The following is a 24,085-nucleotide window of genomic DNA, read 5'->3' as shown; positions in this document are numbered from 1 at the left end:
GAATTTAATCTCCAAGGACACATCATGCGTATTGAAGGAAAAGTCATTGTCATTACCGGCGGCGCTTCGGGCCTCGGGCTAGCCACGGCGCGTTATCTTGCGCAGGAAAAAGGCGCGCGCGTCGCCCTCTTCGATCTGAACGCCGAGGCCGGTGCCAAGGCGGTCGAAGACGTCGGCGCCGAACACGCGATGTTCGTGCAAACCGACGTCGCCAGCGAGGAATCGGTTCAGAACGCGCTAGCGGCTGTGACTGCCCGGTTCGGCACGGTACACGTCTGCATCAATTGTGCGGCGCTGCCCACACCGTGCAAGGTGCTCGGCAAGGAAGGCAAGGCCACGCCGCTCGCGAAGTTCGCCCAGGTGACGGCGGTCAACGTCAATGGCGTGTTCAACGTCATGTCGAAGTGCGCCGAGCAGATGGTCAAGAACGAAGCGGAAGCTGGCGAGGAGCGCGGTGTGATCATCAACATCTCGTCGGGTGCCGCCTACGAGGCGCAGATCGGTCAAGTCGCCTATGCCGCCTCCAAGGCGGCGCTGCTCGGTATGAACATGCCGGCGGCGCGCGAACTCGGTGACGTAGGCATCCGTGTCAACGCCATTGCGCCCGGCCTGTTCATGACGCCGATGGTGCGGACGCTCGACGAAAAGATTGTCGCCTCGTTGACGGCACAAATCGAAGCCCCTCGGCGCCTCGGCGACATGCGCGAGTTCGCGCACTGCTGCGCGTTCATCATCGAAAACGGCTACCTCAACGCGCACACGATCCGCCTCGACGCAGCGTCACGCCTGCGCGCGCGCTAAACGCGCTGCACCGGCGACAGGACCGCCCTTCCTCTCAAGAAGCGGGAGGGCGAAAGAACAAAGGAGACACATCCATGAAGATGAACTTTTGCCGCATCATGCGCCTGATGACGCTGCGCTTTCGCGACCGGCAAGCGATCGTCAATGTGGAGCGCGGCCGCGGTTACACCTACCACGAATACCACCTGCTGACCAACCGCATCGCCGATGCGCTGCGCAACGCGCTCGGGGTTGGCAAAGGCGACAAGTTCCTGCTCATCCTGGACAACGACAACCTGAGCCTGATGATGCTGCCGACTGTCCTCAAGCAGGAAGGCGCGGTGGTCATGACCAACCTGCGCGACGCGCCGCAAGAGCATGCGCGTCAAATCGAACTGGTCAAGCCGAAGGTCGTATTCATTGAAACGCGCCTGCTCGATGGCTACTACGCCATGTTGCGCGCGGCCGGCTGCGAGATCGTCGTCATGGACGATCCCACGCCGGATCAGGCCACGCGCCCTGGCGTGCACGCGTTCTGGAGCCTGGTCGACACGGCCTCCGAGCTCGACGCCAACGTCGAGCTGGACGACGATGAGCACATCTTCATGTTGCGTTTCACCGGCGGCACGACTGGCCAGGGTAAATGCGCGATGTACTCGATCGACAATCTGATGGCTTGCCGCGACGGCGGCTTCAGCAACCCGGATTTCGGCTTCAACGACCGCACACGCATGTTGCATGTGGCGCCGCTCTCGCATGGCACGATGGTCGGTTTCGTACCGACTTTCTATGCAGGCGGCGCCAACCTGACGCTCAATCAGCTCGATCTCGAGCAATGGCGGCAAACGGCCGAACAGCAGCGTGTGACGCATTCGTTTCTGGTGCCGACCGTGCTGTACCGTCTGCTCGAATTGCAGCACTCCAACCCACGCGACCTCTCTTCGCTGAACACCCTGATCTACGGCGCCGCACCGATGAGTCCCGCCAAGCTCGAAGAGCTGATCGCGTGCTTCGGTCCCATCTTCGCGCAAGTCTACGCCGCCACCGAAGTCCCCATGTTCGTGTCGACGCTCGACAAGGCCGAACACGAGACCGGACCAAAGACGGAGGGCGGCGTCGAACGTCTATCATCGGCCGGCCGGCCGACGCCGGGCGTCGAAGTTTATGTGACCGATGAGCAGGGCAACCTGCTGCCAACCGGCCAACCCGGCGAAATCCACATCCGCAGCAGAGCCGTCATCAAGGGGTATTACAACAATTCGGAAACGACGGCCGCCGAGTTTTCCGACGGGGCGTGGAGGTCGGGCGACCTCGGCTACATCGATCAGGATGGCTACCTGTACATCGTCGACCGTTTGAAAGACATGATCATCAGCGGCGGCTTCAACGTTTATGCGATCGAAGTCGAAGCGGCGCTGGCCTCGCACCCAGCCGTCATGATGTCCGCTGTGGTCGGCGTTCCCCATCCTGAGTGGGGCGAGGCCGTGCATGCGGAAGTGCTGCTGCGTCCCGGCGCCTCGGTCGAGGCCGCCGAACTTATCGCGCACGCCAAGGAAAAGCTCGGCAGCTACAAGGCGCCGAAGTCGTTGGTGTTCGTCGAGCAATTGCCGACCTCGGTGGTCGGCAAAGTACTGCGGCGCGCGATCAAGGAAAAGTACTGGCAAAACATGCAGCGCAAGGTCAGCTAGACAGTTCCATGTGACATGTAAGCAGGATTTAACTCATGGCCATACCATCCGCCCTCAACAAGAACCTCAAATTGCCGGTGATCGTCGCACCGATGTTCCTGGTCTCAGGACCGGAACTCGTGCTGGCCGCCTGCAAGTCCGGCGTGATCGGATCGCTGCCGGCATTGAATCAGCGCACCACTGAAGGCTATTCCGGCTGGCTGGATACGATCAAAGCGGGGCTAGGGCCAAACGACGCCTCCTATGCCGTCAATCTCATCGTTCACAAGACAAACCCCAGGTTGGCCGCCGACCTTGAGGTCACGATTCGACACCAGGTGCCTCTGGTCATCACCTCACTTGGCACGGCGCACGACGTCGTCGACAGGATCCACGGCTATGGCGGGCTGGTCTTTCACGATGTCATCAACCTGGTTCACGCAAAGAAAGCGGCTGCCGCCGGGGTTGACGGTCTGATCCTGGTGACCGCCGGCGCGGGTGGTCATGCTGGCGACAAGAATCCATTCGCATTGCTGAACGAAGTGCGGAATTTTTTCAAAGGCACCATCATTCTTTCCGGTTGCCTCTCGACGGGAGGGGACGTCGCCGCGGCTACCATGATGCAAGCCGACTTCGCCTACATCGGAACCCGGTTCATCAATGCCAAAGAGAGCCTTGCGCCCACAGAATACAAGCAAATGATCATTGACAGCCATGCTGCCGATATCACTTACACACCGGCCATCTCCGGTATTCATGCGAATTTCCTGAACGCTTCCCTGATCTCCTGCGGTCTCGATCCCAGCAATCTTCGAGGCGGCGCGGCTGTCAGTGTCGAAAAAGAACTAGGCGCACACAGCGCAGAGCCATGGAAGCAAGTATGGTCGGCGGGCCAGGGCGTCGGAGCCATCAAGGATGTTCTGCCAATGGCCGATCTGATTCCTCGCATGAAATCGGAGTTCGATGAGGCCGTATCCAGGATCATCGCGCGCTTTTTCTGATGCCGTCCACCTTCATAACAACCGGAGTATTCGATGAAAAGTATTCAGGCACGCGCGTTGGCAGTTGCCACATTGATTCTGGCCGCGTCCAGCAACGCATGGTCGCAGCCGGGTCAGACAGCCAGTGTACCTGCCGGTATGCCGGCTGCATCGATTGCGGAAAGCGCAACGCCTCCCATCAACGCAAGGAAAGCCGACCGCGCGCTGCGCCGGCAGGTGTATGCCGCCATCGGCAAGCACAAGGAGATCAGCGCCGGCAATATCAGCATCGTCGCAAGGAGCGGCGCGGTGACGCTGAGCGGCACAGTCATGAACGCTTCGCAGGTCAATGAGGTTGCGGAGATTGCGAAGGGTGTGCCGGGGGTGACCTCCGTGACCAACAAGCTGACCGTGCAAAAGCCGTTTGGCGGTGCGTAAAAGCTCGCGCATCGGGAGAAGTTAGCGCGAGCATTCGCAAATGACCAGCGGCGCCCACCGCGTAGGAATAGTGCTTTGGCCAACGCGTACGCATGCACGCCTTGAAGGATGGAACATGAATTTGCAGGTACTGCATGGTGTTGCCGTTGCCGCATGGCTTGTTGTTCTGGCAGCGGAAACAGCTGTCGAGACGCAAGCGCGAGCACCCGAGTCGCACCCCATCGTCGCGGCCTTGCATGGATGGATCGGTCTCCTGGTGGAGGTGCCGCTGATCGCGATCACTGTGGTCACGGGGATGCTGCTGCTGATGCGCATGTGGCCAGTTCCAACACTTGTCCTCGTCAAGGCGGCTTTGGGTCTCGTCGCTGCAGTTACCAACAGGTTCCGTGTTGTTCTGGTTGCGTCGCGCATTTGCGTGGACCACGACATGACGCGCATTCAGCCGACTCGCCGGATCACTTTGGCCGGAACGGCGATCTCGATTGGTGCCGTCGCCTGGGTTATCGGGTATTTCTATTTGCACGGACAGTAGACGGGCAACCTTGTTTTCTGTAATAAACCTCGCATTCTGTAGTACACCGAATAAAAAAACGCAACCAGAAAACCTTCGACGAGCGCAGTTTGCGTTGAGGCAAAGCATCCAAAGTGTTCAGTACGTACGGCGGTCGCAAGACCGCTTTAAAGCAAAAAATCGGAGACGCGATGAAATTGAAATGGATAGCGGCGGCCGCTTTAGCGGCAACAGGTAGTGCGGTACACGCTCAATCGTCAGTGACGCTGTACGGTGTCATCGATGCCGGGATGTTGTATCAAAGCACTTCGGCGGCCACGTTGAGTCCGACGGCGACGAACCTCGGCAAGGTCTTTCGCTACAAGGATGGCGGCATCTATGCGAGCTACTGGGGACTCAAGGGATCAGAGGACATCGGCGGCGGATATCACGTCAATTTCAGACTGCAAGGTGAGTTCGACAGCGGCACCGGCAAGTTCAACCTGGGCGATACGCCGGGAGTGGTCGCACTGTTCAACCAGATCGCGACCGTAGGTGTATCGGGACCGTTCGGCACAGTGAACTTCGGTCGCCAGATCGTGCCGATTACCTATGCAATGGCCGAGACCGACGTACGGGGGGCACAGTATTTCGGCAGCATTCTGACTGCTTGGCTCGGCATGAACCAGGCTGCGGGCTGGCAGGGCACCAGCACCAACGGGCCAATCGGCGCGTTGTACGACAGCAATGCGATTGTCTACGAATCGCCAAAGTTCGCTGGCCTCTCTGCGGCACTCGAGTATGCACCCGGAGGTGTACCGGGCAGCTTCCAGGGGAACACGCGGGAGTCCGCCGTACTGAAATACTCGAACTATGGCCTTCGTTTTGCGGCTGGCTACTACATTGGCCACGATACGAATCCCGGCCCGACGACGGTGCCCACCGGACTTGCCAATAACCGCCTTTTCTACGTGGGAGCGCTTTACACGTACCACGCATTCTCGGTTTCCGCATCGTATTCGAACGGCAGGAATCCGGCGCAATCTGACCGGGTCAACCTCGATCTGTATTCGGCCGGCTTCGGCTACCAGTTCTCACCTGCCTTCAAGATTACCAGTGGCGTGTACTACCTGAAGGACCGCAACAACTCGGCCAACAAGTCGACCGAAGTTGCAGCCGGCGCGGAGTACAGCCTGTCGAAAGGCACGCTCGTCTACGGCCAGGTGGGACACGTGAACAACCGGGGAACGATGACCCAGCCAATTACCTATGGCCAGCCCGTGGCGCCGGGCATGGGTACGACAGCGGTCATGCTGGGTATCCGTCACTTTTTCTAGGGGCTTTCTCATCGCCATGTTCGACGAATGGGTTCGCCGTAACGTCGAAACGGTGGCGTGTATGAACTACCTCATTGCCAGGCGCGTTGTGAAGTGTGTTGGCTGACGACGAGAACGTCGCCTGGTACTCCTTTGACCGCCGAATTCGTCCATCAGGCAAGGGAATCTGCCGCGCCTGACACCTCAACCAGGCCGGAAATCTCCGCTTCCGACCGGGACTAATCCCGGTTCAGGGTCACCAGAGCCACACTTTCAAAAGGAGTTATCGTCCTATGCCTTATCCCATTTCCTCTTTGGGCGCGGTTCACACCGTTGTCAGTTTGCTGACGGTCGCCGCAGGTCTCTATAGCTTTGCTCGATATCAAAAGATCGATGGCACTACCCGGTCCGCCAAGATTTACCTGGCAGGGATGGTTGCATCGGTGTTCACATCGTTTGGTTTGTCCAGCACCCACGGCTTCAATATTGGGCACGCACTCGGCATCGTGGCGCTGCTCGCAACATTGGGTGGAGTATTCATTCCGCGTATCAAAGTTTTGGGACGTGCGCGACTGTCCCTGTCCCAGTTCGCATTCACATTTAGCTTCTTTCTGCTGTTGGTCCCTGGGATCAACGAGACGCTGACACGGTTGCCGGTCGGTCATCCCCTCGCGAATGGCCCTGAATCCCTAATCGTGCGCGGATCACTCGCCGCGTGGCTAGGCATTTTTGTGCTGGGATCCACGTTTCAGTTTTTATGGCTTCTTTCGTGCCGCAGCCGTACGTGAAATTACACGGAGCGGCTTAATGGGCTAACGGCCGGTCGTTTCCGACTTTGTTGTCGATGGCGTTTTGGGTGTTGCCATTGTGACGGTGTATTCTCGCAACTGCAAGGCGGAGTGAGCAGCCAAAGCGGATCACGAGCACGGGTGCCGGGTACATCGCGGTAGAACAAACTGGGGGCCCTGCATACCGTGGGTTCGCAAATGCAATTCTTCCTCTGCTGCGGACGCTGTCAGGAGAAGCTTCGATCCGAAGCTCATTGAAAATGTGATCCAGGATGGAAGCGCAAGCCAGGCTCCAAATTGCCATGCGCTTTCCCAATGCCGTGCTCGCGAACACCGAAAACTCGAAGAGGCGCGCCCTGGGGTGGATCGTGTGGGCAATCGGTCCCAAACCGAATACGCCCGACTTGGGCGCGCTAGCGATGGGCTTTTAGCTCGATTGGCGCGTCTGCGCCAGCGCCCACGCATGCGGCCGTTGTACACGCGGAGCGGTCATTTAGGATGAGATAGGCCGAACGGCAGAGTTGGGTCGCGTTGAGCCGGTCAGCCGGACTACTCGCTGACGTTTTGATGCAAAAAGCATGAGTCAGTAGTCGGCCAACAAGCGTCTCTCGGCGAAGCCGTTGATCGCACGATTAGGCGTCGCTTAGGCGGATCGCTTCGGCAACGTAGTTGCTCTTGCTGGTCAATCTTTGATAACAAGAGCAATCAAAAAGGGGCAGGATGGATTCTCTGCATTATCGATGCAGTGAAACCCGACCGGAAGGAGTCGGTCAAGATTTTGAAAGTTCGGTGGAGAGCGTGCAACAACCAGCTTCCGATTTGCCCAAATCGCATCGCTGCACTAGGCTATTTTTCAATGGTGAGCCAACGCTCATCGAAGGTTGACCCGCCTAGGAGGTCTCCATGCCCACTCCGCTTGAGGAACAAAAACTGGAGCTAGAAGGCCAAAAGCTGAAGCTTGAAGTAGAGGCCGGCACCGAGCGAAGAGAACTTGAAAAGCAAAAGCTAGAACTCGAAATAGCAGCGCTTAGACGGGGGCACTGGACAATAGCCACAGGCATTTGTTCGATCATAATGTCTTTGGTAGTAGCGGGAGTTACCGGTTACGTCAGTTTTCAGATCGGTAAATTCGGCGAGCGACAGCACGATAGCGACAGCATCGCGAAGCTTCTCCAAGATCTCGGCTCCCCAAGCGTCGCAACACGAGCGGCATCAGTCGTCGGCCTCCGTAAGTACGTTATGGCAGACGATGCGGTGTCGTCGGCGCAAGTTGCGACGTTGTTGGTTACGCAACTTACTTCCGAAGAGGATCAGCGCGTACAGCGCGAATTGAATGACGTCCTTACCGATGCTGGCCCCCGTGTAGTCGGCGAACTAATTCGGTCGAATCGTCGAGCGCACGAAGACTTCGATGTAGAAGCGAGGACCATTGTGGCTTCTGAAATCCCGTCAGTATCGAAATACATCTCCGGTACTGCTTACTCGCGCGGCGAAGCGATGAAAGAGGACGCACGATCTATATACATTTCATTGATTGAGCCAGTCGTTCGGAGCGTCTCACAAGCTTACCCGCTGACCGAAGCGGACCGACGGATCATTTCCCGCATGCCGGTAATCGACGACAAGACACCCACGCTCGTCGACTTGATTAGGCTGACAGCCGCTGGCAAAGATCGAAGCTACGGGCTTGCCCAGTCGACCGGTCAACGAACGCGACCCACCCCACAAGAGCTTCTTCAGGCGCTAGCCCGCGTAAAACTACAAACTCGGACTCTTATTGCAACCAGTTCCATCTTGGGCCATATCTTTGACGAAAATCGCCAAGACACGATGGGTCCAGATCTCCAGTCGATCGTACTCTTCACATTTGATATAAGTGGGCGTTCTCTGAACAATATCGATTTTAGAAACGCCGTACTAATGGGCGAGGCAAGGAATGCGCACCTGAGTCACTCTGGCTTTCAAAATGCCGACCTTTCCATGCTTGACGTTTCGAGTTCTGATCTCTCGTTTGCTAACCTGGAGTCAGCTCTGCTTCCAACGTCGATTCACGATAGCGAACTGAAGGGCGCCAACTGGTGGTGGTCATCAAATGTTCAAGACAACCCGGTCGGAGGATGTCTTTCAACCTCAAGCTTGAATGCTATTTACGCCACTCGGCTGCCCAATAATTCTTGGGTCGAGGCTGGTGCAGAAGTAGATTGCCGTTCAGGACAGGATGAAGGTTGCTTTGCGCCGAGCGGAGGTTTTCAAGCGGGGAATCGGCCCAAGCCAGTGGATCGCTTCGAAGTTACTTTTTGCCCTAGAGTTGAAAACTTAAAGGCTGAAGGCAATTTGCTTGAAAAGTCATTTCCTCAACAGCGGAACGAAGATTTTACTGATCCTCAACCAGTTCCAGAACCCAGCCCATTAGTAGTCCCGGGGTAACCGACTCAAAGCAAGCGGGCGAGAGCCGTGAGCGCAACGTCGCGTTACTCATGGTCATATACGGCACCGGCATGATGCTTACCGAGGTTGCACGCCTGCCGGTTTCGGCGTACCTCAAAGGTGACGGTGCTTTGCTAGAGAAGTCTAGGATCGCCGCAGAAGTTGCCTACAACGGCAAGGAGCGCCCGTTGTGGTGGTCTAATACCAAGGTGGTCAACGCAATCGACAAATACCTGGTCTATCGCGTGGAAAGCGGACACGGCATCACCACGCGTAAGGCGGCATATCGCGGGCTTGCTCCCGAGTCACCGCTATTTTTGACGGGCGATGGAAAGCCGTACCGCCTGATGATGCGCACGACCTCAACTGGAGCCGTCAGTTACTCCTGCGATTCCCTGAGTCAACTGTTCCGCAAGCTGCACTCTCAGGCAGGCATCGAGGGAGCCAGTGCAATGTCAGGACGCCGAACGTTTGCCGTCCGCCTGCATCGACTCGGTTTCGATCTTCGGCACATCAACGAACTACTTGGACACGAAACGCTGACGGCCACAAAGCGATTGATCGACGCCGATCCGGTTCGGCTAGGAGCGATTGTCGCGGGGGTAATTTGAGGGGATGCAGGTAATGTGCGATCGCAGCAAATTTGCTTCACCGCGGCGACCGTTCAGCTGCTGCCCGGTCAGACGCAAAGCCTTATCAATCCAAGCGCCTCAGGCGTAGGTTGAAATTGCTGTGTTGCAGCACAGTACCCGCTTCACCCTCACCTGGCGAACGGAAACGAGTGACAGACCAACATGTACGATTATGTGTACATGTTCATCCGGGCGTGGTAGAGTTGTACCTGTATCGGTACAGGTTAGCCATGAAGGAGGACATATGCGTACCATCCCATTCACCGACGCTCGCGCCAATTTGAAGCGCGTCATCGACCAGGTTGTTGACGATGTGGACGTAACGCTCATTACCCGCCGCGACGCCCCCAATGCGGTTGTCATGTCCCAGGAACATTACGATAGCTTGATGGAAACGGTCCATCTGCTGCGCTCCCCGGCAAATGTAGCTCATCTGGAGCGCTCTATCGCGCAGGCACGAGCGGGCAAGGTAAAGCCCCGCAAGTTGGTTGATGACAGCGAATGAGCGGCGCGTTGAACATCATGTGGACTGCCGAGGCATGGGACGATTACGTCTACTGGCAGGGGCAGGACAAAAAGACGTTGAAGCGCATCAATCAACTCATCAAGGATATGCAGCGCTCCCCATTCGAAGGCATCGGCAAACCCGAGTCGCTGAAGGAAAACCTGACGGGTTTTTGGTCGCGCCGCATTGATGAAACGAATCGCTTGGTCTACGAAGTCGCGAGTACGCAAATCAATATCGTTTCGTGCCGCTACCACTACTGATAGACAGTAACCCGGAGAGCCACATGGCGCGCGCAGACAGAGTCTTGTACACGTACAAATGTGCGGAATGCGGTCACCGTGGCGAGCAACGCCGCGATGACGATTCGCACGATGGCGAGGCGACTACGTGCGCCTCCTGCGGAACGCCCGTGAAGCTTGAGTGGGATGGCGGCGTGACGTTGGAGACGCCCAAGACCATCGCGGACGAAGCGATTGCGCGTGCTCGCGAGCGCAAGTAACGGTACACAGGAAAACGCGACCGTAGCTTAGAGAAGGTAACCGAACATGGGAAACAGGATAGAAACGTGAGCGAAGGTTTAATTGCATTGGTCGGCGATGTCTTCGGTCTCGCTAACCTCCCTGGTGGCAACGTCGCGGGGTTCGGGTTGAAACAGCTTATGGCAAAGCGACTCGATGCCGCTCGCGAAGTATTGCTAAATGAACTGGCTCGAGGTCAATCGCGTGTCAGTGAGGTCGATCTCGAGGAGGGCCTTGCCATAGTCTATAGGTTTCTCCGCGCGGCTCAAGAGGGAGCGGCTCGCGTCAACCTTCGGTTGCTGTCGCAGGTGATAGCGAATCAGGCGTGGGGCGGCACAATGAAAGCCGACGATTTTCTCTACTACGCAGATATTCTCGGCCCGTTGCGAAGGGACGAGATGCTTCTACTTGGTTCTCTTCACAGGAACTGGTTTGATGAGCGAAGACTGTCGCTTGATGTTGGCCAGCGGCGCATTGAGACCATCGGAGCAATGAAAGCTGATCTGGTGCCTGGGGTCTTCGAAAGCGATGCTGACTTTTTTGCAATCGCGGATTCATTAACACGTACAGGACTGGTCGCGACGGTTGCCGCTTACGGTGGATCGTTTTACGAGCCCTCGCCGCTCCTTCAACGGGTAGTTCGTATGGTGGACTTCGAAGCTGCTGCTGCATAGGAACACGACGACAATGCTCCGTCGCTGCAATGCTTGTCTTCGCGCTACGGAAGTGCAAAGTGATTTCACCAAGGAGACCACGATGCGAAGCGAGCTTGTTTCGATCCGGGCTTTATTGATTGCAGCAACTGGGGGATTGATCACGCTGGTAAGCGCGAGCGCCTTCGCAGACGCGACGTGCAAAGTCGATCCTCAACCATTCGCACGCGGATACTGCACGCTTGCGCGTGGCCATCACGGTCAATGGGCTCGCGGAACCGTAACGGTCACGAATGACGGGAAGATTCACGTCAAGCAAGCACTGGAGACCGACAGCGGCTTCTTCGGCGTTTGTGGAACGGTTTCATACGTTCTCAGAGACGCGGCCGGTAATGCCGTGGCCACCGGAAGCACGCGAGAAACGTGCATTCCCAATAAAGGGCATGGGCACGCGCGCATCGTCAACTTTCCGGAGGGGGTAAGACAGATCAATCCTGCGAGAGCGGCCAGCGTGGCTACGGTCGAGGTACATGCCAACGCAACGAGGGATCCGCAGGGGATATTCGGCTTCACGATCGATCCGATTACGTTTAGCCACACTTGGGAAGAGTGAATGGCGGCAGAATCGCTCCAACGTAGGTATCGGAAAACACGAAAAATGTGGATGTATCTCGAACAACTCTCGAAGGCACGACAAGAGTTGGAAACGATCATCGGGCAGTATCCCGAAGCGGCTGATGAACTCGACCAGTTGCGAGAGGCGGTGGATAGTTGGATTTCCCTTGTTTCAGGATCGAGCTCACCGTCTCGGGACCAGATGAAAGCTGCATATCTCGACGTGAGCATGGCTGTGACGTTGGTGGGAGCGAAGTACCGCGGACAGACCAATCGTATCGCTAGGGCAGCTCAGAAAGTGGATTCTCGGCTCCAAGTGCTCGCGATGGTATAGGAAACGGCTACAGAAACTAGGTGCACTCGCGCCGCGTTGTGGCTGATAACCGGACACAGGAAAATATGACCGACGTTCGATTTATTACTGTGGACGGCGAAGGGGAATTTGCGATTGTGCCAATCGCGCTATGGAACAGCCTCGTAGCTAAAGCTGAGGGTGTAGCTGTTGCAGGACCTGTAGAGGCAGTCCCGACGATCCCCTCGCGCGTGCGTGACGATGTTCTGGACGGCGTTCACCCGCTCAAGGCCTGGCGTCGGCACCGTCGTATGACGACGGCTCAACTGGCCACGGCCGCCGATGTGAGTGCCTCCTTCGTAACTTTGATCGAGACTGGCAAGCGGAGCGCGAGCCCGCAAGTGTTAGATCGCCTCGCGTCCGCACTTGACGCACCCGTTGCCTCCCTCGAGAACAGGACGGCGAGGCCCGAGAATGCGTCTCGCTGCAAAACGTGCGGACGCGAATCGAACAGATGCTGACACTGACGTCAAGGAAAACTTCTTCGGGCCACTTGACAGGAGATCGACATGCCGAAAATCACGGTCGACGGACACGTATTCGAATGTACCGTGCTAAGCGCAGGTGCAATAGTCCGAGTGGATGTTCCGTACACCGTACCCGTGACGGAGACATTGCGCCAGCTGGCGCAGCAGGAAGCGCAAAGGCAGTTTGGCAGGATGCCTCAGATTATTTTTAGAAATGCAAAGCCCCTCAGCTCGACGCAGGAAATTGTGCAATTCGAAGGGGAGGATGAACCGTGGGTCAGTCTTCAGACTGATACTGACACGGAGCGGCGGGCGCGACAAATCGTGAATACTTGGCTTGCGGAGAATAAAGTTGTTGGCCATTTCGCCAACGCCGCTCCGGTTAAATTCATGCATGATCGGAACGATTGGCTCAACATCGGTCGGAGTCTCGATATGCCGACGACACCGGTTGATCGTATCCAAAAGACCGAGGGCTATACCACTCACCAGAAAGCGAACGCGACAGAGCAATCTGCTGAGGTGTACATCAACGGTGGCTACCATACGTTAGGCGCGGTAGTTCACGAGCTCTTTCATACCTTGGCGCATCCGAAGCTGGGCGAAGTATTCGATGGTGTCGGGCCAAACTTGGAAGAGGCGATGACCGAATACCTTACCTGCATGGCGACGCGCTTCTTTTTTCGCACGGACGTCGAGGGGCAGCCGATCTATGTCACAGGGTTGAAGATACTTCGAGCCGGCATTAGCGCAGGTGCGTTTACCGAGTCAGATCTAATTGCCGCCTTTTTTCAGCGTGAGCCGCAATCTGTTAAAAAGATGAGTGGCTACTACTACGATGAATTGAACAGGCCGAAGTGAAAGCGAGGATCACGACTCTCGTGCAAGTAAGCGCAGCGCGAGGCGGCCATTGCGGCCGTCATCGAGTTTGATGCCATGACCCGGGCCGAATTCGCGTCGGTTCCTGAGTACCAGTAGCGACAACGGAAAACATGAGCCAAGATAACGACGCGGGCCGTCTGCCCGGATGGATATTGCTGCTGTCACTGGCCGGGGGCTTTGCCGCTCTAGCGATCTTGTGGGCGTGCCGAGACGCGGGCTTGTCGTGGTGGATCGGTGTGCCGTCAGCTATCGCGGTTGTGGTCGGCGGCATCTTTTTGGAGCGCGCCATCGAGCGCAAATACCTGCCGTCACGGCGTAGCAACTGACAACGGAAAACGATTAGGTCATGCGGAATTTCTTGCGCGCACTACGCTGCAACGCCTGGCTTTGTCTAGGCTGGATAGCTTTCTTGCCAAGCCTATTGGGCTTCGGTACTTCCCTCTGGCGCTTCGCAGGCGCCCTTGACAATTATTCGACCGCGGTGCTTGCTAGCCAAGGGCTCGAACACTGGTTTGCGCTTGCTGCATTTAGTTCAATTCCAATCATTGCGACCAAGAATGGAACCGGGACAGTGAGTGTTTATCGTACAGCGCTCCGTCGCATCGATTACAACATTTGGGCGCTTTCGCATGACGCACAGCCCTTGGCGTTCCCGTGGGAGATCGAGTCTTTGTCGAGCACATATTGTGCTCGGGCTGGCGTAAGAGCCGCCGCCCGCAAGCGAAACTTCGAAAACGAATTGCCGCGCGGATACACGAAGTGGTGGTGCATTATCGATACACGCAAGCGCTATACCCGTGCGAAGAAAGATTGACCGGAAAACAGTCGGCGCGAGAGCGCCCCGCAACGGCCGGTAGCCGGAAACTCTTAACTGGAGAGAGCATTGCGATATCAAATCATTAAGTCAGGTGAGGCTCAAATCAACAACGCATTGAGTAATCTCATTGCCGAAGTGCAGACCGCAATCGGTCAGGGTTGGGAACCCTTGGGTGGCGTCTCGGTAAGTTCTATCGGAGAACCAGGTCGCGACCTTATTTTCGTGGCGTGCCAAGCCATGACCAAGGCAAGCTAAGCAAGATGGCGACGCTGACGAAATTCGCCGCGTCGCCCAGCTGAGTCGGAAAACCGACGCGGCGACGCCTGCGTTTGATAGGCTGGGAAACGATCTAGGGTCGGCATAACGGAACCGCCCCGCTACGGAAGCGCAAAGCGATCTCACCAAGGAGACCACGATGCGAAGCGAGCTTGTTTCGATCCGGGCTTTATTGAACCATTCGCACGCGGGTACGCCACGTTACCGACAGGCGAGAAGTTTGCTGACCGAGCGCCCCTCGAAGAATGCAGGGAAGGAGCTGATTGACGTGATTTGCGACCGCTGAGTGAAATGTACACGAAAATCATCTGTAAAGGTCGTTCGTTGAACAAAGCAGGTTCGAAGGAGCAACCGAAGTTCACCGTGGAGAAATCATGGCCCAGTCCGATGACAGAAGCGATGCCTTCTTGCTGAAAGAATATGACGCTCTGCGCTTAGAAATGCGGGATCGACTGTGTGAATCTTGGAAGCTTGAGAAGTTTGCACTTGGCGGGGCTGCCGCTATCAGCGTCTGGTTGTTTACGCATTTCAAGGAAGTTCCACGTGTGGCCTGGTGGGTGCCGTTCGCATTCTTGCTGATTTGCTCGACGCGATTTGTTGCTATCCAGCTCCATCTCGCGACGCGGGCAGGAATGTATATAAGCCGTGTCGAAGCACATTTCCTCGGGAATAATGGCGGCTGGGAAACGTTTTTTCGTCCACTACCGCTGAATGAAACGATAGCAATCTCCGTAGTATGGATTGCTGCCCTATTGTCGGCCTTCGCTCTGCCCTTCTTAGTCCCTTTGGTTCATCCGATTTAAAATGAAGAGAATCATGGCGATGTGGGCGGGGGCCGTTGTGCTCACAGCCAGCGCAGCGATGCAGATTGCGAGCGCGCACACCCAGGAATGGTATGCGGATCATGTGACTGAGGCACGATCAATGCAATCACGTTTTTGAACGGGTAGGAAAACACCAACATGGACGACGACGATCGCACAACCTCAATTGGCTTGGCTCGATATGCCCACGAGTACATTGAGGCGGCTTCAGTTGTCGACCAAGACCATGCGGGGAAGCATCCTGGTAGTCAAATTTCGCCGATACCGGCCTACTTTTTCGTGCACCACGGCGTCGAACTAACGCTCAAGGCCTATCTCCGCCACTCGGGTGTGACTGTACGCGAACTGGGGTCAAAAAAGTACGGTCATGATCTACATGCTTGCTATCGCAAGGCGAAGGAACTGGGCCTGCTCAAGATCTTCAAAGAGACACCAGACGATTTGATCGCAATGCGGATGCTGGTCGGATTGAATGATCGGCACGGCCTTCGCTATATCCGCACTGGAATGAAGCAGTTTCCGTTGTGGTCCATCGTTGAGCCCTTGGCTGTACGGCTCCATCAAGCCGTAGCTCCGGCGGTGGGGTATCGTTCCTTCGCTAAGACGTACGGGAGCGGCAATCCACCTCCTATTACGCACAGTGAAGATGCGCTTGCCGAGCAGTTTGACATCTTGGCTCGGGCACTCGACGAGCACCCGAAATGACCGGGCAAACAGGCAAATACTGAATGAACATTGAAGCCGCCAATAAACTACAAGCGCAGATTCAAGACAGCCGGCAGAAGTACACCTACTTTCTGTTGACTGCCGCAGGAGCCTGCATTGGGTACGCCGTCGAGAAGGCCACCGGTCCCGCGCTCCAGTGGAAATCCGTCGCGCTGGCAGCGTCGTTGTTCGCTTGGGCGGTCAGCTTCTGGTTCGGATGCCGCGCAGTCAAGCGCAATGAGTACGGATTGCAGTACAACCACGCATGGCATGTGGCGGCGCGCTCGCCGATGGACAAAGTCGCGCTCGACTCCCTTATGACCAGCGAATCGCGGTCGAGTGCATCATCTAGCCGTTGGCAATTTCGCTTCTTCGTTGTTGGCGGTGTTGCCTTCGTGCTTTGGCGGCTTCTCGAATTGCCGCTCCGATAACGGAAAACGCATGCCCCACGCTGCCGCCCATATCGCTTTGGCAGAAGTGCAGCCGATGTTGGCGAGACGTAGCGCGTCCTTGCCTCGGACGGGGCGCTGGCACTACGAAATCAAATTTAAACAGGCACCTCGCCTCGTGTTGCCTTTCAGAGGCTTGCCTGGCAAGGGGGTCTCAAAAGAGGTGTTGCCTTCGGACACTGACGGGTGTTGCGTTTGCACGAAGCGTTGCCACAAGCGTAACCGCGTGCGACGCGCGGCGTGCCCGACACCCCCGAGCATCACCGCGGTTATTGAGCGAACTTCGAGTTTTCAGGTCCCAGCCGTGGGATGGCAAGCTATGACAATCGAGGCGTCTGACCTGATGCACGCCACCGTGCGTGCGGCACCTTTCTCAGACAAGGGCTGGCTGTACGAGTGGAAGGTCGATGGTTTTCGCTGTCTCGTCCGCAAGAGGAGCGGACGAGTTGACCTCGTGAGCAGGCAAGGTAACTCCTTTAATCGTTCTTTTCCCGACGTGGTTCAAGCCGTCGCCTCTGTGCCCGGCGACTTTACGTGGGATGCAGAGTTGACCGTAGGCGACGCGAGAAGCAAAGCGGCCTTCGATCACTTGCAGCAGCGCGCGCGCACTTCGTCTGCCAAGTCCCTACCAGCAGCTGTCAGACGGCACCCTGCCCGTCTCTTCGTCTTTGACATGATGGAGTCGGGCGATACTGACCTCAGAGAACAGCCACTAAACGAGCGCAAGGCGTGGCTGCGTGATTCGTTCGATGACACGGAGACGCTTATATACGCTAGCGGTGTTGTCGGGGTCGGCGTGCTGGTTTTCCAGGAGGTTCGCAAATACGGCTTCGAGGGGATGGTAGCAAAGCGTCTCTCCTCGCCCTATCGGCGTGGCCGTACCCGCGACTGGCTCAAGATCAAGAATCCCGACTACGAGCGGCGGGCCGCGCTGGGCGAACGATAGCGCGCGCCGCGAGTCATGCTTCCCCCCATTTTCCGGTGCAGTTTCGCGGCGTGAGCCGGACAGTCGGCATGACGACTCCCGCAAGTGTCTGGACAAGTGTGCGCTATCGCACACAGCGCAGATCCTGATGTAAGAATCGTGTGCCTATGCTGGACCAGCGATTAGCCGGCCGCAAGTGGTGCGCGCGGCACGCCCCGGAATTGCAGACACGTGCCTGATCGTCAATCGGGTTGCATCAAACCGCTGGAGGGAGGTAAGCCATGTCAGACAGCACCCCATATCTTGTCGAAAAGTTCGGAGAGGCAGAAAAAATCCTGTCGGCTTTCTTGGATGCCGAGAACAATGCCGATCAACTAGTCTCGATCAAGCTGCGCCCGGTTGCAACTAAGCCGGGTTCGCCGGTCCCCTTCCTGTACAAGGAAGACTACGACGAAATCTACGCCTGCCTTGCGACCCTCGGCACGTCGGTCGGTGATAGCCAGCTCGTGCAGTATGGACCGGGCACTGCGACTGTATACCGGCTCGACACTGGGCACTGTTTCCTCTTCATCGAGCATGAGACAGGACCCGACCTTATAACCAATCTGCCCGACCTTATCGCCTATCTGCACGCCGCGCGTGACGTGCTCGAAGCAGCAACGCCAGCGCTGTTGGCGCTTCCACCCTTCCTCAGGGCTGTCAACAAGGTTGCCAAGGTCATTCAGAAATTATCCAAGGATCGCAGCATGGGCAGTCCTTACAACGAGATCGATGTGATTCGGCGGACGGCGAAAGGCGAGCGCACGCTGAGAGCGCTCCGCGCACCCGAAAACCCGGAGGAAGCGATCCAGACTGTCAATGAAGTAGTGGGCTACAACCTGGCACTGGGGCACTGGCAACTCGTCGCGAACGGGTATGTAGGCGACTTGTGGATCGAGAGCGTAAACGGGGACACATTTGAAGGCGCGGTCCAGGACGACGGGAACGTCATTCGCGCGCTCGAAGGCCCGAAAGGCACCAGTTCACCAACGTGGAACGCGGCAGCGGGGCAGGTCGTTTTCGCAAGGACGCTTGCGAACGGAGAACTCCAGACCTTCACCGGATATATCTTTGATCGCAACGTTCAGCTTCTCGCAGACCGAGTTATCAATGAACTGCACCAGCCGCAAGCCTACCCGTACCCGGGCCCTGCTCTGGCTGGAACCTTCACCGCAAACAAATACGAAGCCCGCGAGAACTTTGGCTGGTTTGCCCTTTATATGCCGATCGAACCGTAACTTGGTCACTCATTGGCTTTCAAACCACGGCCCTGGCCGAGGCGGGATGGACGTACCCGCTGTATAGCGGGGCACCGGCTGATCACCGGAAAAATCGCGTGAAACGCAACACAGTGGAAGGTGCTTGTTAAAATTCGACGGTTACCGTGTGCTGGCAGGTACGATGCCCAGTGCCTTGAGGACGCGCGGAGGCTTGGACGCGACCGCGTGGTTTCCAGAGCTGGTCGCTTCATTGGAACAGTTTCCAGCCGGTGCACACATTCTCGACAATGAGGTGTGCGTGCTGGTCGAGCTCGCCCGGTCAGACTTCAACCAATTGCATGAGCGCGCTCTTCGGCGACGTTGGTATCGTGGAGCCGCACCAGTCGTGCTATGTACGTTCGATTTGCTGGTTCACAATGGAAAGGACATCCGCGGGCTTCCAATTGAAGAGAGGAAGGCGCGACTCCGTACCCTGGTTGCTGGCGTGCCTGCCGTCCTGTTTGTGGACAGCGACGATGATGGCGACTGGCTCTAGCGCGGTGCGTGGCCTGAAGCTCGAAGGGGTTGTAGCAAAGCGCGCCGGCAGTCTGTACGTGGCTGGCGAGTCATCAGATTGGCTCAAGATCAAACGTCCCGGCGCGGTGACCGCGGGAAGTTTTCACCGAGCCATATGACACACAGGAAAACGGGCGACGCGAGAGCGACATGGCGAGCTACAAGGACATACAGACGTTCGTGAAGCAGCGGCATGGGATCGTCGCGCAAACTTGGTGGATTGCGCACGTAAAGGAACTGAACGGACTGCCGCTGCGAGGTGCGCGAACGGTCGAGCGTGTGAAACCTTGCCCGCCTCAGTGGCGCGCAGCAATTGAGGAAGCCATGCGTCATTTCGGCTGGCTTCGCTGACAACGGAAGACAGGGCAACGAGATGGGTAGCAAGCGATATCGAGGTAAGCGCTGCGTGTACTGTGGCCGCGATGGCGTGTCCGATACGGGCGATCACGTGATCGCCCGCGGCTTCTTCCTCCCATCGGAGCGCGATCAGTTGCCACAGGTGCCTGCCTGCAATCAATGCAATAACGAAAAGTCTCGCATTGAGCATCACCTGTTGACGATCTTGCCGTTTGGTGCTCGGCACGCCGCCGCGACTCGCACACTAAACGAACTTGTGCCGGGACGCCTCCAGCGCAATGAACGGCTGCACCGCGATCTTCTCGCGGCATGGAACCGGCAATGGCGCGGGGCGTACGCCCCACGAGGGGTGTCGCAGGTCATGCTACCACTCGACAGTCGTCTGGTCACTCGTCTATGCGAGTACATGATGGTCGGGCTTGCGTGGCATCATTGGAAAGCAGACTTGGCACCACCGAACCAGGTGCGCGCTGATTTTTTTAACCCCGCTGGTGCGGCGAGCTTCGAGACTCTGTTTGCAAATTCGCGCTGGGGCAAACGGCTCGATGTGACACTCGGAGCAGGGACGCTCGTTTATCGTGCGGCTCAGGATCACAACGCACCTTCGCGGACGATTTGGCGCTTCTCAATATATGGAGCGGTGATGGGCGGCGTACCCGGTCAGCCGCACGTCAGGGCGGACGCCATCTTCGGGCTGTCGAATCCGGCACCCGAGAAGTAGGAAAACGAGGCGAAGCGCGCGGTAGGTAGAAACATAGGAGACCAACGATGCCGAAGTGTTCGTATGAAAGGCTTATACCTCTCGCTGCTCTTCTTTTACCGATGACTGGGTTCGCACAGGTCGAGTGCCCTGCGACAACCATTAACAAGTGGAGCCCCTTCGCGACCGTTGAGAACGTGCAAGGAGTGAGCGTGCGTTGCGAATGCGGTAGTAACCGTCACGTATGGGTGCAGATGATGAATAAGACCGATGAGAATTTACAGCTGCATTGGAAGGTGACGTTTTCAAGTGCGCCGGCGAGGGAAGGTGTTGCGTTCGCAGCTAACCACGACCTGACTCAGCCTATCGACGCGGGATTGGGCCAGATTTGTCCAGTTGACAATGCTGACGACAACTACGTGACTGTCGAAAATCAGCCCTCACCGGTTCACCAGCCCATCCCGGTGCATCCATGAGGCGAGTGCGATAGGAAACCACGACCGTAACAGCCCCCAACGGCTCTTTTTGATTCCGTCTCTAAGAGAACTGCGCATGCAGCCTACCTCGGACCTCGTCTGCCGATCGAGTCTTTCCGGTAAACTGTCTTTCTTCTTATGGAGACATGTATGCATCGGATCGTGAAAGCGCACTTGGAAAGCTTCGTGACGAGCTTTGGGCTCGAGGCGGACGAGGAGGCAGTCCAGTTCGAGAAGTTCGCAACCCACTGCGTGCTATCCAGTCGCTTCAGCGCCACCTTTGATCTAGACGACGTATCTACGGGTCCAGGCGACGAGGGAATCGACGGCGTGGCCGTCGTTATCGATGAAATGGTGACGGCCTCGGTCGAGGAAGCGCAAGCGATCTTTGCGTCGCAACGCCGAAATCATGACGTAGACGTTCTGTTTGTGCAGGCGAAGCGATCTGAAAGCTTCGATCTTGGTGAGTTTCTCAAATTCAAGGAGGGCATCCTTCGCTTTGCCACGCAGACGCCGTATGCCGCGACCGATGCGGTGTTGTCGGAAGCCCGGCAGATGTTCGATGTCGTCCTCAAGGAAGTCCCGAAGGTGCGCAATGGCAAGCCGTCGCTGACGGCGCGCTTTGTGACTACTGGACAATATCAAAAACCTGCCGCGCTTGAGACGGCCCTTTCCGATTTCCTGACGCAGCTTGCGGCGCTCGGACTGTTTCATGATATCGATGTGCGGTTCATCGATCGCGATGAACTGACCCGATTGTGGGTCGGCACGTACTCGGGTACAAACGCGAGCTTGCCTGCATTCAGCACCGCGGCGCTGCCGAACATCGCAGGGATCGATGAGGCTTATCTCGCCGTGGTGCGTGCTAGTGACTTCGTGAACAACCTGCTAATGACCGAGGACGGTAACCTTCGGACGCAGGTATTCGAAGAAAACGTCCGATCGTTCCTAGGCCACGATAACCCAGTGAACCAGTCGATCGCAGCGACATTAGAGTCAGATGCAGCAAGTCGCTTTCCGGTGCTAAACAACGGCATCACTATAGTCAGTCCTGACGTGAAGCTTCAGGGCACCACGCTGCATCTGACGAACTACCAGATTGTAAACGGCTGTCAGACCTCGAACGTCCTCTTTGAGAATCGTGATTTGCTTGGTGACGTGATGGTGAACATTAAGGTCGTCAAGACTCAGCTTGAGGACGTATTTTCCGAGCTTGTGCGTGCGACAAATAGCCAGACGAGGGTTGAGGACACGCAATTTCTCTCGTTGCGACCAATCATCAAGCGTGTCGAACAGTACTACAACACCTACGATGGTGCCGAGAGTCGCCTCTATTTGGAACGTAGAGACCGGCAGTACGTCGGTCAAGATATTCCCGCTACTCGTATCTTTTCCCTACACAACGCCGCGAAGTGTGTTACCGCAATGTTCTGTAACCGGCCCGAACTAGCCGCGCGGTATCCCAAGCAGATGTACGAAGAGCTGACCGAGGTGATCTTTGCAGACTCCACCAAGGAAGTGGTGTTCTATGCCGCTTGTGTGACGATGTACAGATTTAACTTACTGGTGGGGAATAGCACCGTCCCGCAAAACATGAAGCGCTTCAAATGGCACATGCTGTCATTGGTGCGTGCGATGGTGTGTGGGCCTGAGGTATTGCCTTTGAACTCGAAACAGGTGGAGAAGGCGGCTCAGAAAATCATCGACGTGATGGGACAACACGGCCAATCGGCAACGGACGTCTTCGAGAAGATCGTCCGCGTTTGCCAAGGTTTGGGAGAGGTGTCGACTGACCGGCTCAAGCGCCAGGCGATCTTGGGCGAAATGCTTGTGATGGTCTGAACATGTCTACCGCATCGTGGCCGTTCGACTGCTCGGGCAGAGATCCCGCTAACCGCGAGCGTCGTGAACGGTGAGACCGACGTTACGTATTGCGGTGTGGAGTCACAAGTTGGCTTCGGCAAGAGGCTGGCACAGGAAAACAAGACAAGAACGGACGCGCTTCTATGAAACTGAAGGCAATCATAGTATTGCTTGCCATTCTCGCGATTTCGCGATCTGCTTTCGCTTGGTGGCATGACTCGGTGGACTACTACTACGACCACAAAGTCGACGCGATGAATAAGTTACACGAGTGCCAGGAAGACGCACTGAACGCCTCACCTGCTGGTTCTCGCCAGCGCGCGGTGTTCGCTGCGATTTTACAAATGGGCGAACATAGGACGGCCGTACCTCGCGAATTTGGCATTACAGAAAGTGAGTACTTGGACGGCTTCGACGCACTGATGCGCACATCCAACGAGTGCTGGAACGCGATCACGGCTCTTCGCAGACCGTGAGACAGGAAAACGGATGCCCCACGCTGCCGCCCATATCGCTTTGGCAGAAGTGCAGCCGATGTTGGCGAGGCGTAGCGCGTCCTTGCCTCGGACGGGGCGCTGGCAGTCTGTACGCGGCTGGTGAGTCATCTGACTGGCTCAAGATCAAGCGACCCGGCGCGGTGACTGCGGGTAGTTTTCACCGGGCCATATGAAACATAGGATACCAGGCGCTTGAGCGTCCCGCACGGCCGAGCCGCAGAGCAAAGCAAGCCGTGACGACGCGATGACTATAGGCGGACTTGAGCAACATCAGCGAAACCGGTCTTTGGCTGACACCTGTCGTGAAATCGAGATCATTCTCTGGAGCTAAACGATGACTGAGATGACTGATAACGCCAAGACAACAACAGATGACGCAAAGAAGCGCATCGATGAAGACTATACGGAGTTCCGCAAGGCAGCCCGATGGTGGAGTGCCGCCTACAACGGCTTCCAGTTTGGGGCGGCGATCCTTAGCGCCTTAGCAGCATTGGTGTTGAAGCTCGACGTGATAAGCGACGTGAATATACGCAATGACTGGGGTGCAGGACTCGCAGCGGCTTCCGCGCTGCTGATAGCTATATTGACGACCGGTCGCTTCAAAGACAAGTGGCAGGCCAATCGCGTGGCAGCGTTTGCCGTGCGGGATCAGAGTTATGAGATCGCAAAAACGAACGCAGACCCAGATAAAATATTGTCCAACCTGCAAGACATCGGGCTGACCAGAAACAATGCCATTGTTGGCCTGCCCAGCACATTGCCGCATGAAGATAAGAAATCGAAAACCGGGTGACGCGCGAAAGGAGACCGCCATGACATGGAAGTCAAGATGCGCTGCGATTTTTGCGCGCGCGAAAATGCGACAACCG

29 protein-coding genes are annotated in these 24,085 nt (G+C 56.8%); all 29 read left to right on the top strand.

Annotated elements, in window-relative coordinates; all coding sequences use genetic code 11:
• The first annotated feature begins 24 nt into the window (after nt 1-24).
• The 29 genes from L0U83_RS39935 to L0U83_RS39800 all read left to right on the top strand — a co-directional run bounded on the left by L0U83_RS39935 (nt 25) and on the right by L0U83_RS39800 (nt 24,009).
• Nucleotides 25-801, top strand: a complete 777-nt coding sequence (locus L0U83_RS39935; RefSeq protein ID WP_233890118.1) for an SDR family NAD(P)-dependent oxidoreductase — start codon at nt 25-27, stop codon at nt 799-801.
• A 74-nt stretch (nt 802-875) separates the two neighbouring features.
• Complete coding sequence (locus L0U83_RS39930) at nt 876-2,468, top strand: class I adenylate-forming enzyme family protein (protein ID WP_233890117.1); 1,593 nt, start codon at nt 876-878, stop codon at nt 2,466-2,468.
• Nucleotides 2,469-2,503: 35 nt separating this feature from the next.
• Nucleotides 2,504-3,448, top strand: coding sequence for an NAD(P)H-dependent flavin oxidoreductase (locus tag L0U83_RS39925; RefSeq protein ID WP_233890116.1), 945 nt, complete (start codon nt 2,504-2,506; stop codon nt 3,446-3,448).
• Between the two features lie 33 nt (nt 3,449-3,481).
• The gene (locus L0U83_RS39920) at nt 3,482-3,865 is read left to right on the top strand and encodes a BON domain-containing protein (protein WP_110386460.1); all 384 of its coding nucleotides are present in this window, start codon (nt 3,482-3,484) and stop codon (nt 3,863-3,865) included.
• 115 nt (nt 3,866-3,980) lie between these two features.
• Entirely contained in the window at nt 3,981-4,397 is a 417-nt protein-coding gene (locus L0U83_RS39915) for a hypothetical protein (RefSeq protein ID WP_233890115.1), read from the top strand.
• Between the two features lie 170 nt (nt 4,398-4,567).
• Nucleotides 4,568-5,692 carry a porin gene (locus tag L0U83_RS39910; protein ID WP_110386462.1) on the top strand — a complete coding sequence of 375 codons (1,125 nt, stop codon included), beginning with the start codon at nt 4,568-4,570 and terminating at the stop codon, nt 5,690-5,692.
• Between the two features lie 272 nt (nt 5,693-5,964).
• Nucleotides 5,965-6,459, top strand: coding sequence for a hypothetical protein (locus L0U83_RS39905; protein WP_233890114.1), 495 nt, complete (start codon nt 5,965-5,967; stop codon nt 6,457-6,459).
• Between the two features lie 903 nt (nt 6,460-7,362).
• Nucleotides 7,363-8,886, top strand: coding sequence for a pentapeptide repeat-containing protein (locus L0U83_RS39900; RefSeq protein ID WP_233890113.1), 1,524 nt, complete (start codon nt 7,363-7,365; stop codon nt 8,884-8,886).
• The gene (locus L0U83_RS39895; RefSeq protein WP_308445133.1) at nt 8,868-9,497 is read left to right on the top strand and encodes a tyrosine-type recombinase/integrase; all 630 of its coding nucleotides are present in this window, start codon (nt 8,868-8,870) and stop codon (nt 9,495-9,497) included. Before L0U83_RS39900 ends, L0U83_RS39895 begins: the two co-directional genes overlap by 19 nt.
• Nucleotides 9,498-9,762: 265 nt before the next feature.
• Nucleotides 9,763-10,023 (top strand): type II toxin-antitoxin system Phd/YefM family antitoxin, encoded by a 261-nt coding sequence (locus L0U83_RS39890; protein WP_046577948.1) that lies wholly within the window; start codon nt 9,763-9,765, stop codon nt 10,021-10,023.
• A complete protein-coding gene (locus tag L0U83_RS39885) occupies nt 10,020-10,286 on the top strand; it encodes a Txe/YoeB family addiction module toxin (RefSeq protein ID WP_046577950.1) in 267 nt (88 codons plus the stop codon). Before L0U83_RS39890 ends, L0U83_RS39885 begins: the two co-directional genes overlap by 4 nt.
• A 305-nt stretch (nt 10,287-10,591) precedes the next feature.
• On the top strand, nt 10,592-11,218 hold the full coding sequence (locus L0U83_RS39880) for a hypothetical protein (RefSeq protein ID WP_233890111.1): 627 nt from the start codon (nt 10,592-10,594) through the stop codon (nt 11,216-11,218).
• An 82-nt stretch (nt 11,219-11,300) separates the two neighbouring features.
• Nucleotides 11,301-11,810 (top strand): hypothetical protein, encoded by a 510-nt coding sequence (locus tag L0U83_RS39875; RefSeq protein ID WP_233890110.1) that lies wholly within the window; start codon nt 11,301-11,303, stop codon nt 11,808-11,810.
• 51 nt (nt 11,811-11,861) lie between these two features.
• The gene (locus L0U83_RS39870) at nt 11,862-12,146 is read left to right on the top strand and encodes a hypothetical protein (RefSeq protein ID WP_233890109.1); all 285 of its coding nucleotides are present in this window, start codon (nt 11,862-11,864) and stop codon (nt 12,144-12,146) included.
• 65 nt (nt 12,147-12,211) lie between these two features.
• Nucleotides 12,212-12,625 (top strand): helix-turn-helix domain-containing protein, encoded by a 414-nt coding sequence (locus tag L0U83_RS41020; protein ID WP_373321206.1) that lies wholly within the window; start codon nt 12,212-12,214, stop codon nt 12,623-12,625.
• 48 nt (nt 12,626-12,673) lie between these two features.
• Complete coding sequence (locus L0U83_RS39865; RefSeq protein ID WP_233890108.1) at nt 12,674-13,492, top strand: hypothetical protein; 819 nt, start codon at nt 12,674-12,676, stop codon at nt 13,490-13,492.
• Between the two features lie 131 nt (nt 13,493-13,623).
• Nucleotides 13,624-13,839: a hypothetical protein gene (locus L0U83_RS39860; protein ID WP_233890107.1), complete on the top strand. Its 216-nt coding sequence runs from the start codon at nt 13,624-13,626 to the stop codon at nt 13,837-13,839.
• An 83-nt stretch (nt 13,840-13,922) separates the two neighbouring features.
• Nucleotides 13,923-14,327 (top strand): hypothetical protein, encoded by a 405-nt coding sequence (locus tag L0U83_RS39855; protein WP_233890106.1) that lies wholly within the window; start codon nt 13,923-13,925, stop codon nt 14,325-14,327.
• Between the two features lie 653 nt (nt 14,328-14,980).
• Nucleotides 14,981-15,409, top strand: coding sequence for a hypothetical protein (locus L0U83_RS39850; RefSeq protein WP_233890105.1), 429 nt, complete (start codon nt 14,981-14,983; stop codon nt 15,407-15,409).
• 159 nt (nt 15,410-15,568) lie between these two features.
• Complete coding sequence (locus L0U83_RS39845; RefSeq protein ID WP_233890104.1) at nt 15,569-16,135, top strand: hypothetical protein; 567 nt, start codon at nt 15,569-15,571, stop codon at nt 16,133-16,135.
• A gap of 23 nt (nt 16,136-16,158) precedes the next feature.
• Entirely contained in the window at nt 16,159-16,566 is a 408-nt protein-coding gene (locus L0U83_RS39840; protein ID WP_233890103.1) for a hypothetical protein, read from the top strand.
• A 337-nt stretch (nt 16,567-16,903) separates the two neighbouring features.
• A complete protein-coding gene (locus tag L0U83_RS39835) occupies nt 16,904-17,530 on the top strand; it encodes an ATP-dependent DNA ligase (protein WP_233890102.1) in 627 nt (208 codons plus the stop codon).
• A 260-nt stretch (nt 17,531-17,790) separates the two neighbouring features.
• A complete protein-coding gene (locus L0U83_RS39830; protein WP_233890101.1) occupies nt 17,791-18,786 on the top strand; it encodes a hypothetical protein in 996 nt (331 codons plus the stop codon).
• A gap of 124 nt (nt 18,787-18,910) precedes the next feature.
• Nucleotides 18,911-19,303: an ATP-dependent DNA ligase gene (locus L0U83_RS39825; RefSeq protein ID WP_233890100.1), complete on the top strand. Its 393-nt coding sequence runs from the start codon at nt 18,911-18,913 to the stop codon at nt 19,301-19,303.
• 447 nt (nt 19,304-19,750) lie between these two features.
• A complete protein-coding gene (locus L0U83_RS39820; protein ID WP_233890099.1) occupies nt 19,751-20,401 on the top strand; it encodes a hypothetical protein in 651 nt (216 codons plus the stop codon).
• A 236-nt stretch (nt 20,402-20,637) separates the two neighbouring features.
• Complete coding sequence (locus L0U83_RS39815) at nt 20,638-20,856, top strand: hypothetical protein (RefSeq protein ID WP_233890098.1); 219 nt, start codon at nt 20,638-20,640, stop codon at nt 20,854-20,856.
• 150 nt (nt 20,857-21,006) lie between these two features.
• Nucleotides 21,007-22,698 carry an AIPR family protein gene (locus L0U83_RS39810; protein ID WP_233890097.1) on the top strand — a complete coding sequence of 564 codons (1,692 nt, stop codon included), beginning with the start codon at nt 21,007-21,009 and terminating at the stop codon, nt 22,696-22,698.
• Nucleotides 22,699-22,862: 164 nt separating this feature from the next.
• The gene (locus L0U83_RS39805; RefSeq protein ID WP_233890096.1) at nt 22,863-23,195 is read left to right on the top strand and encodes a hypothetical protein; all 333 of its coding nucleotides are present in this window, start codon (nt 22,863-22,865) and stop codon (nt 23,193-23,195) included.
• Between the two features lie 355 nt (nt 23,196-23,550).
• A complete protein-coding gene (locus L0U83_RS39800; protein ID WP_233890095.1) occupies nt 23,551-24,009 on the top strand; it encodes an SLATT domain-containing protein in 459 nt (152 codons plus the stop codon).
• The last annotated feature ends 76 nt before the right edge of the window (nt 24,010-24,085 follow it).

The sequence above is a fragment of the Paraburkholderia flagellata genome, assembly GCF_021390645.1.
Classification (GTDB): Bacteria; Pseudomonadota; Gammaproteobacteria; order Burkholderiales; family Burkholderiaceae; genus Paraburkholderia; species Paraburkholderia flagellata.
This window is presented reverse-complemented; position numbering and strand designations above follow the sequence as displayed.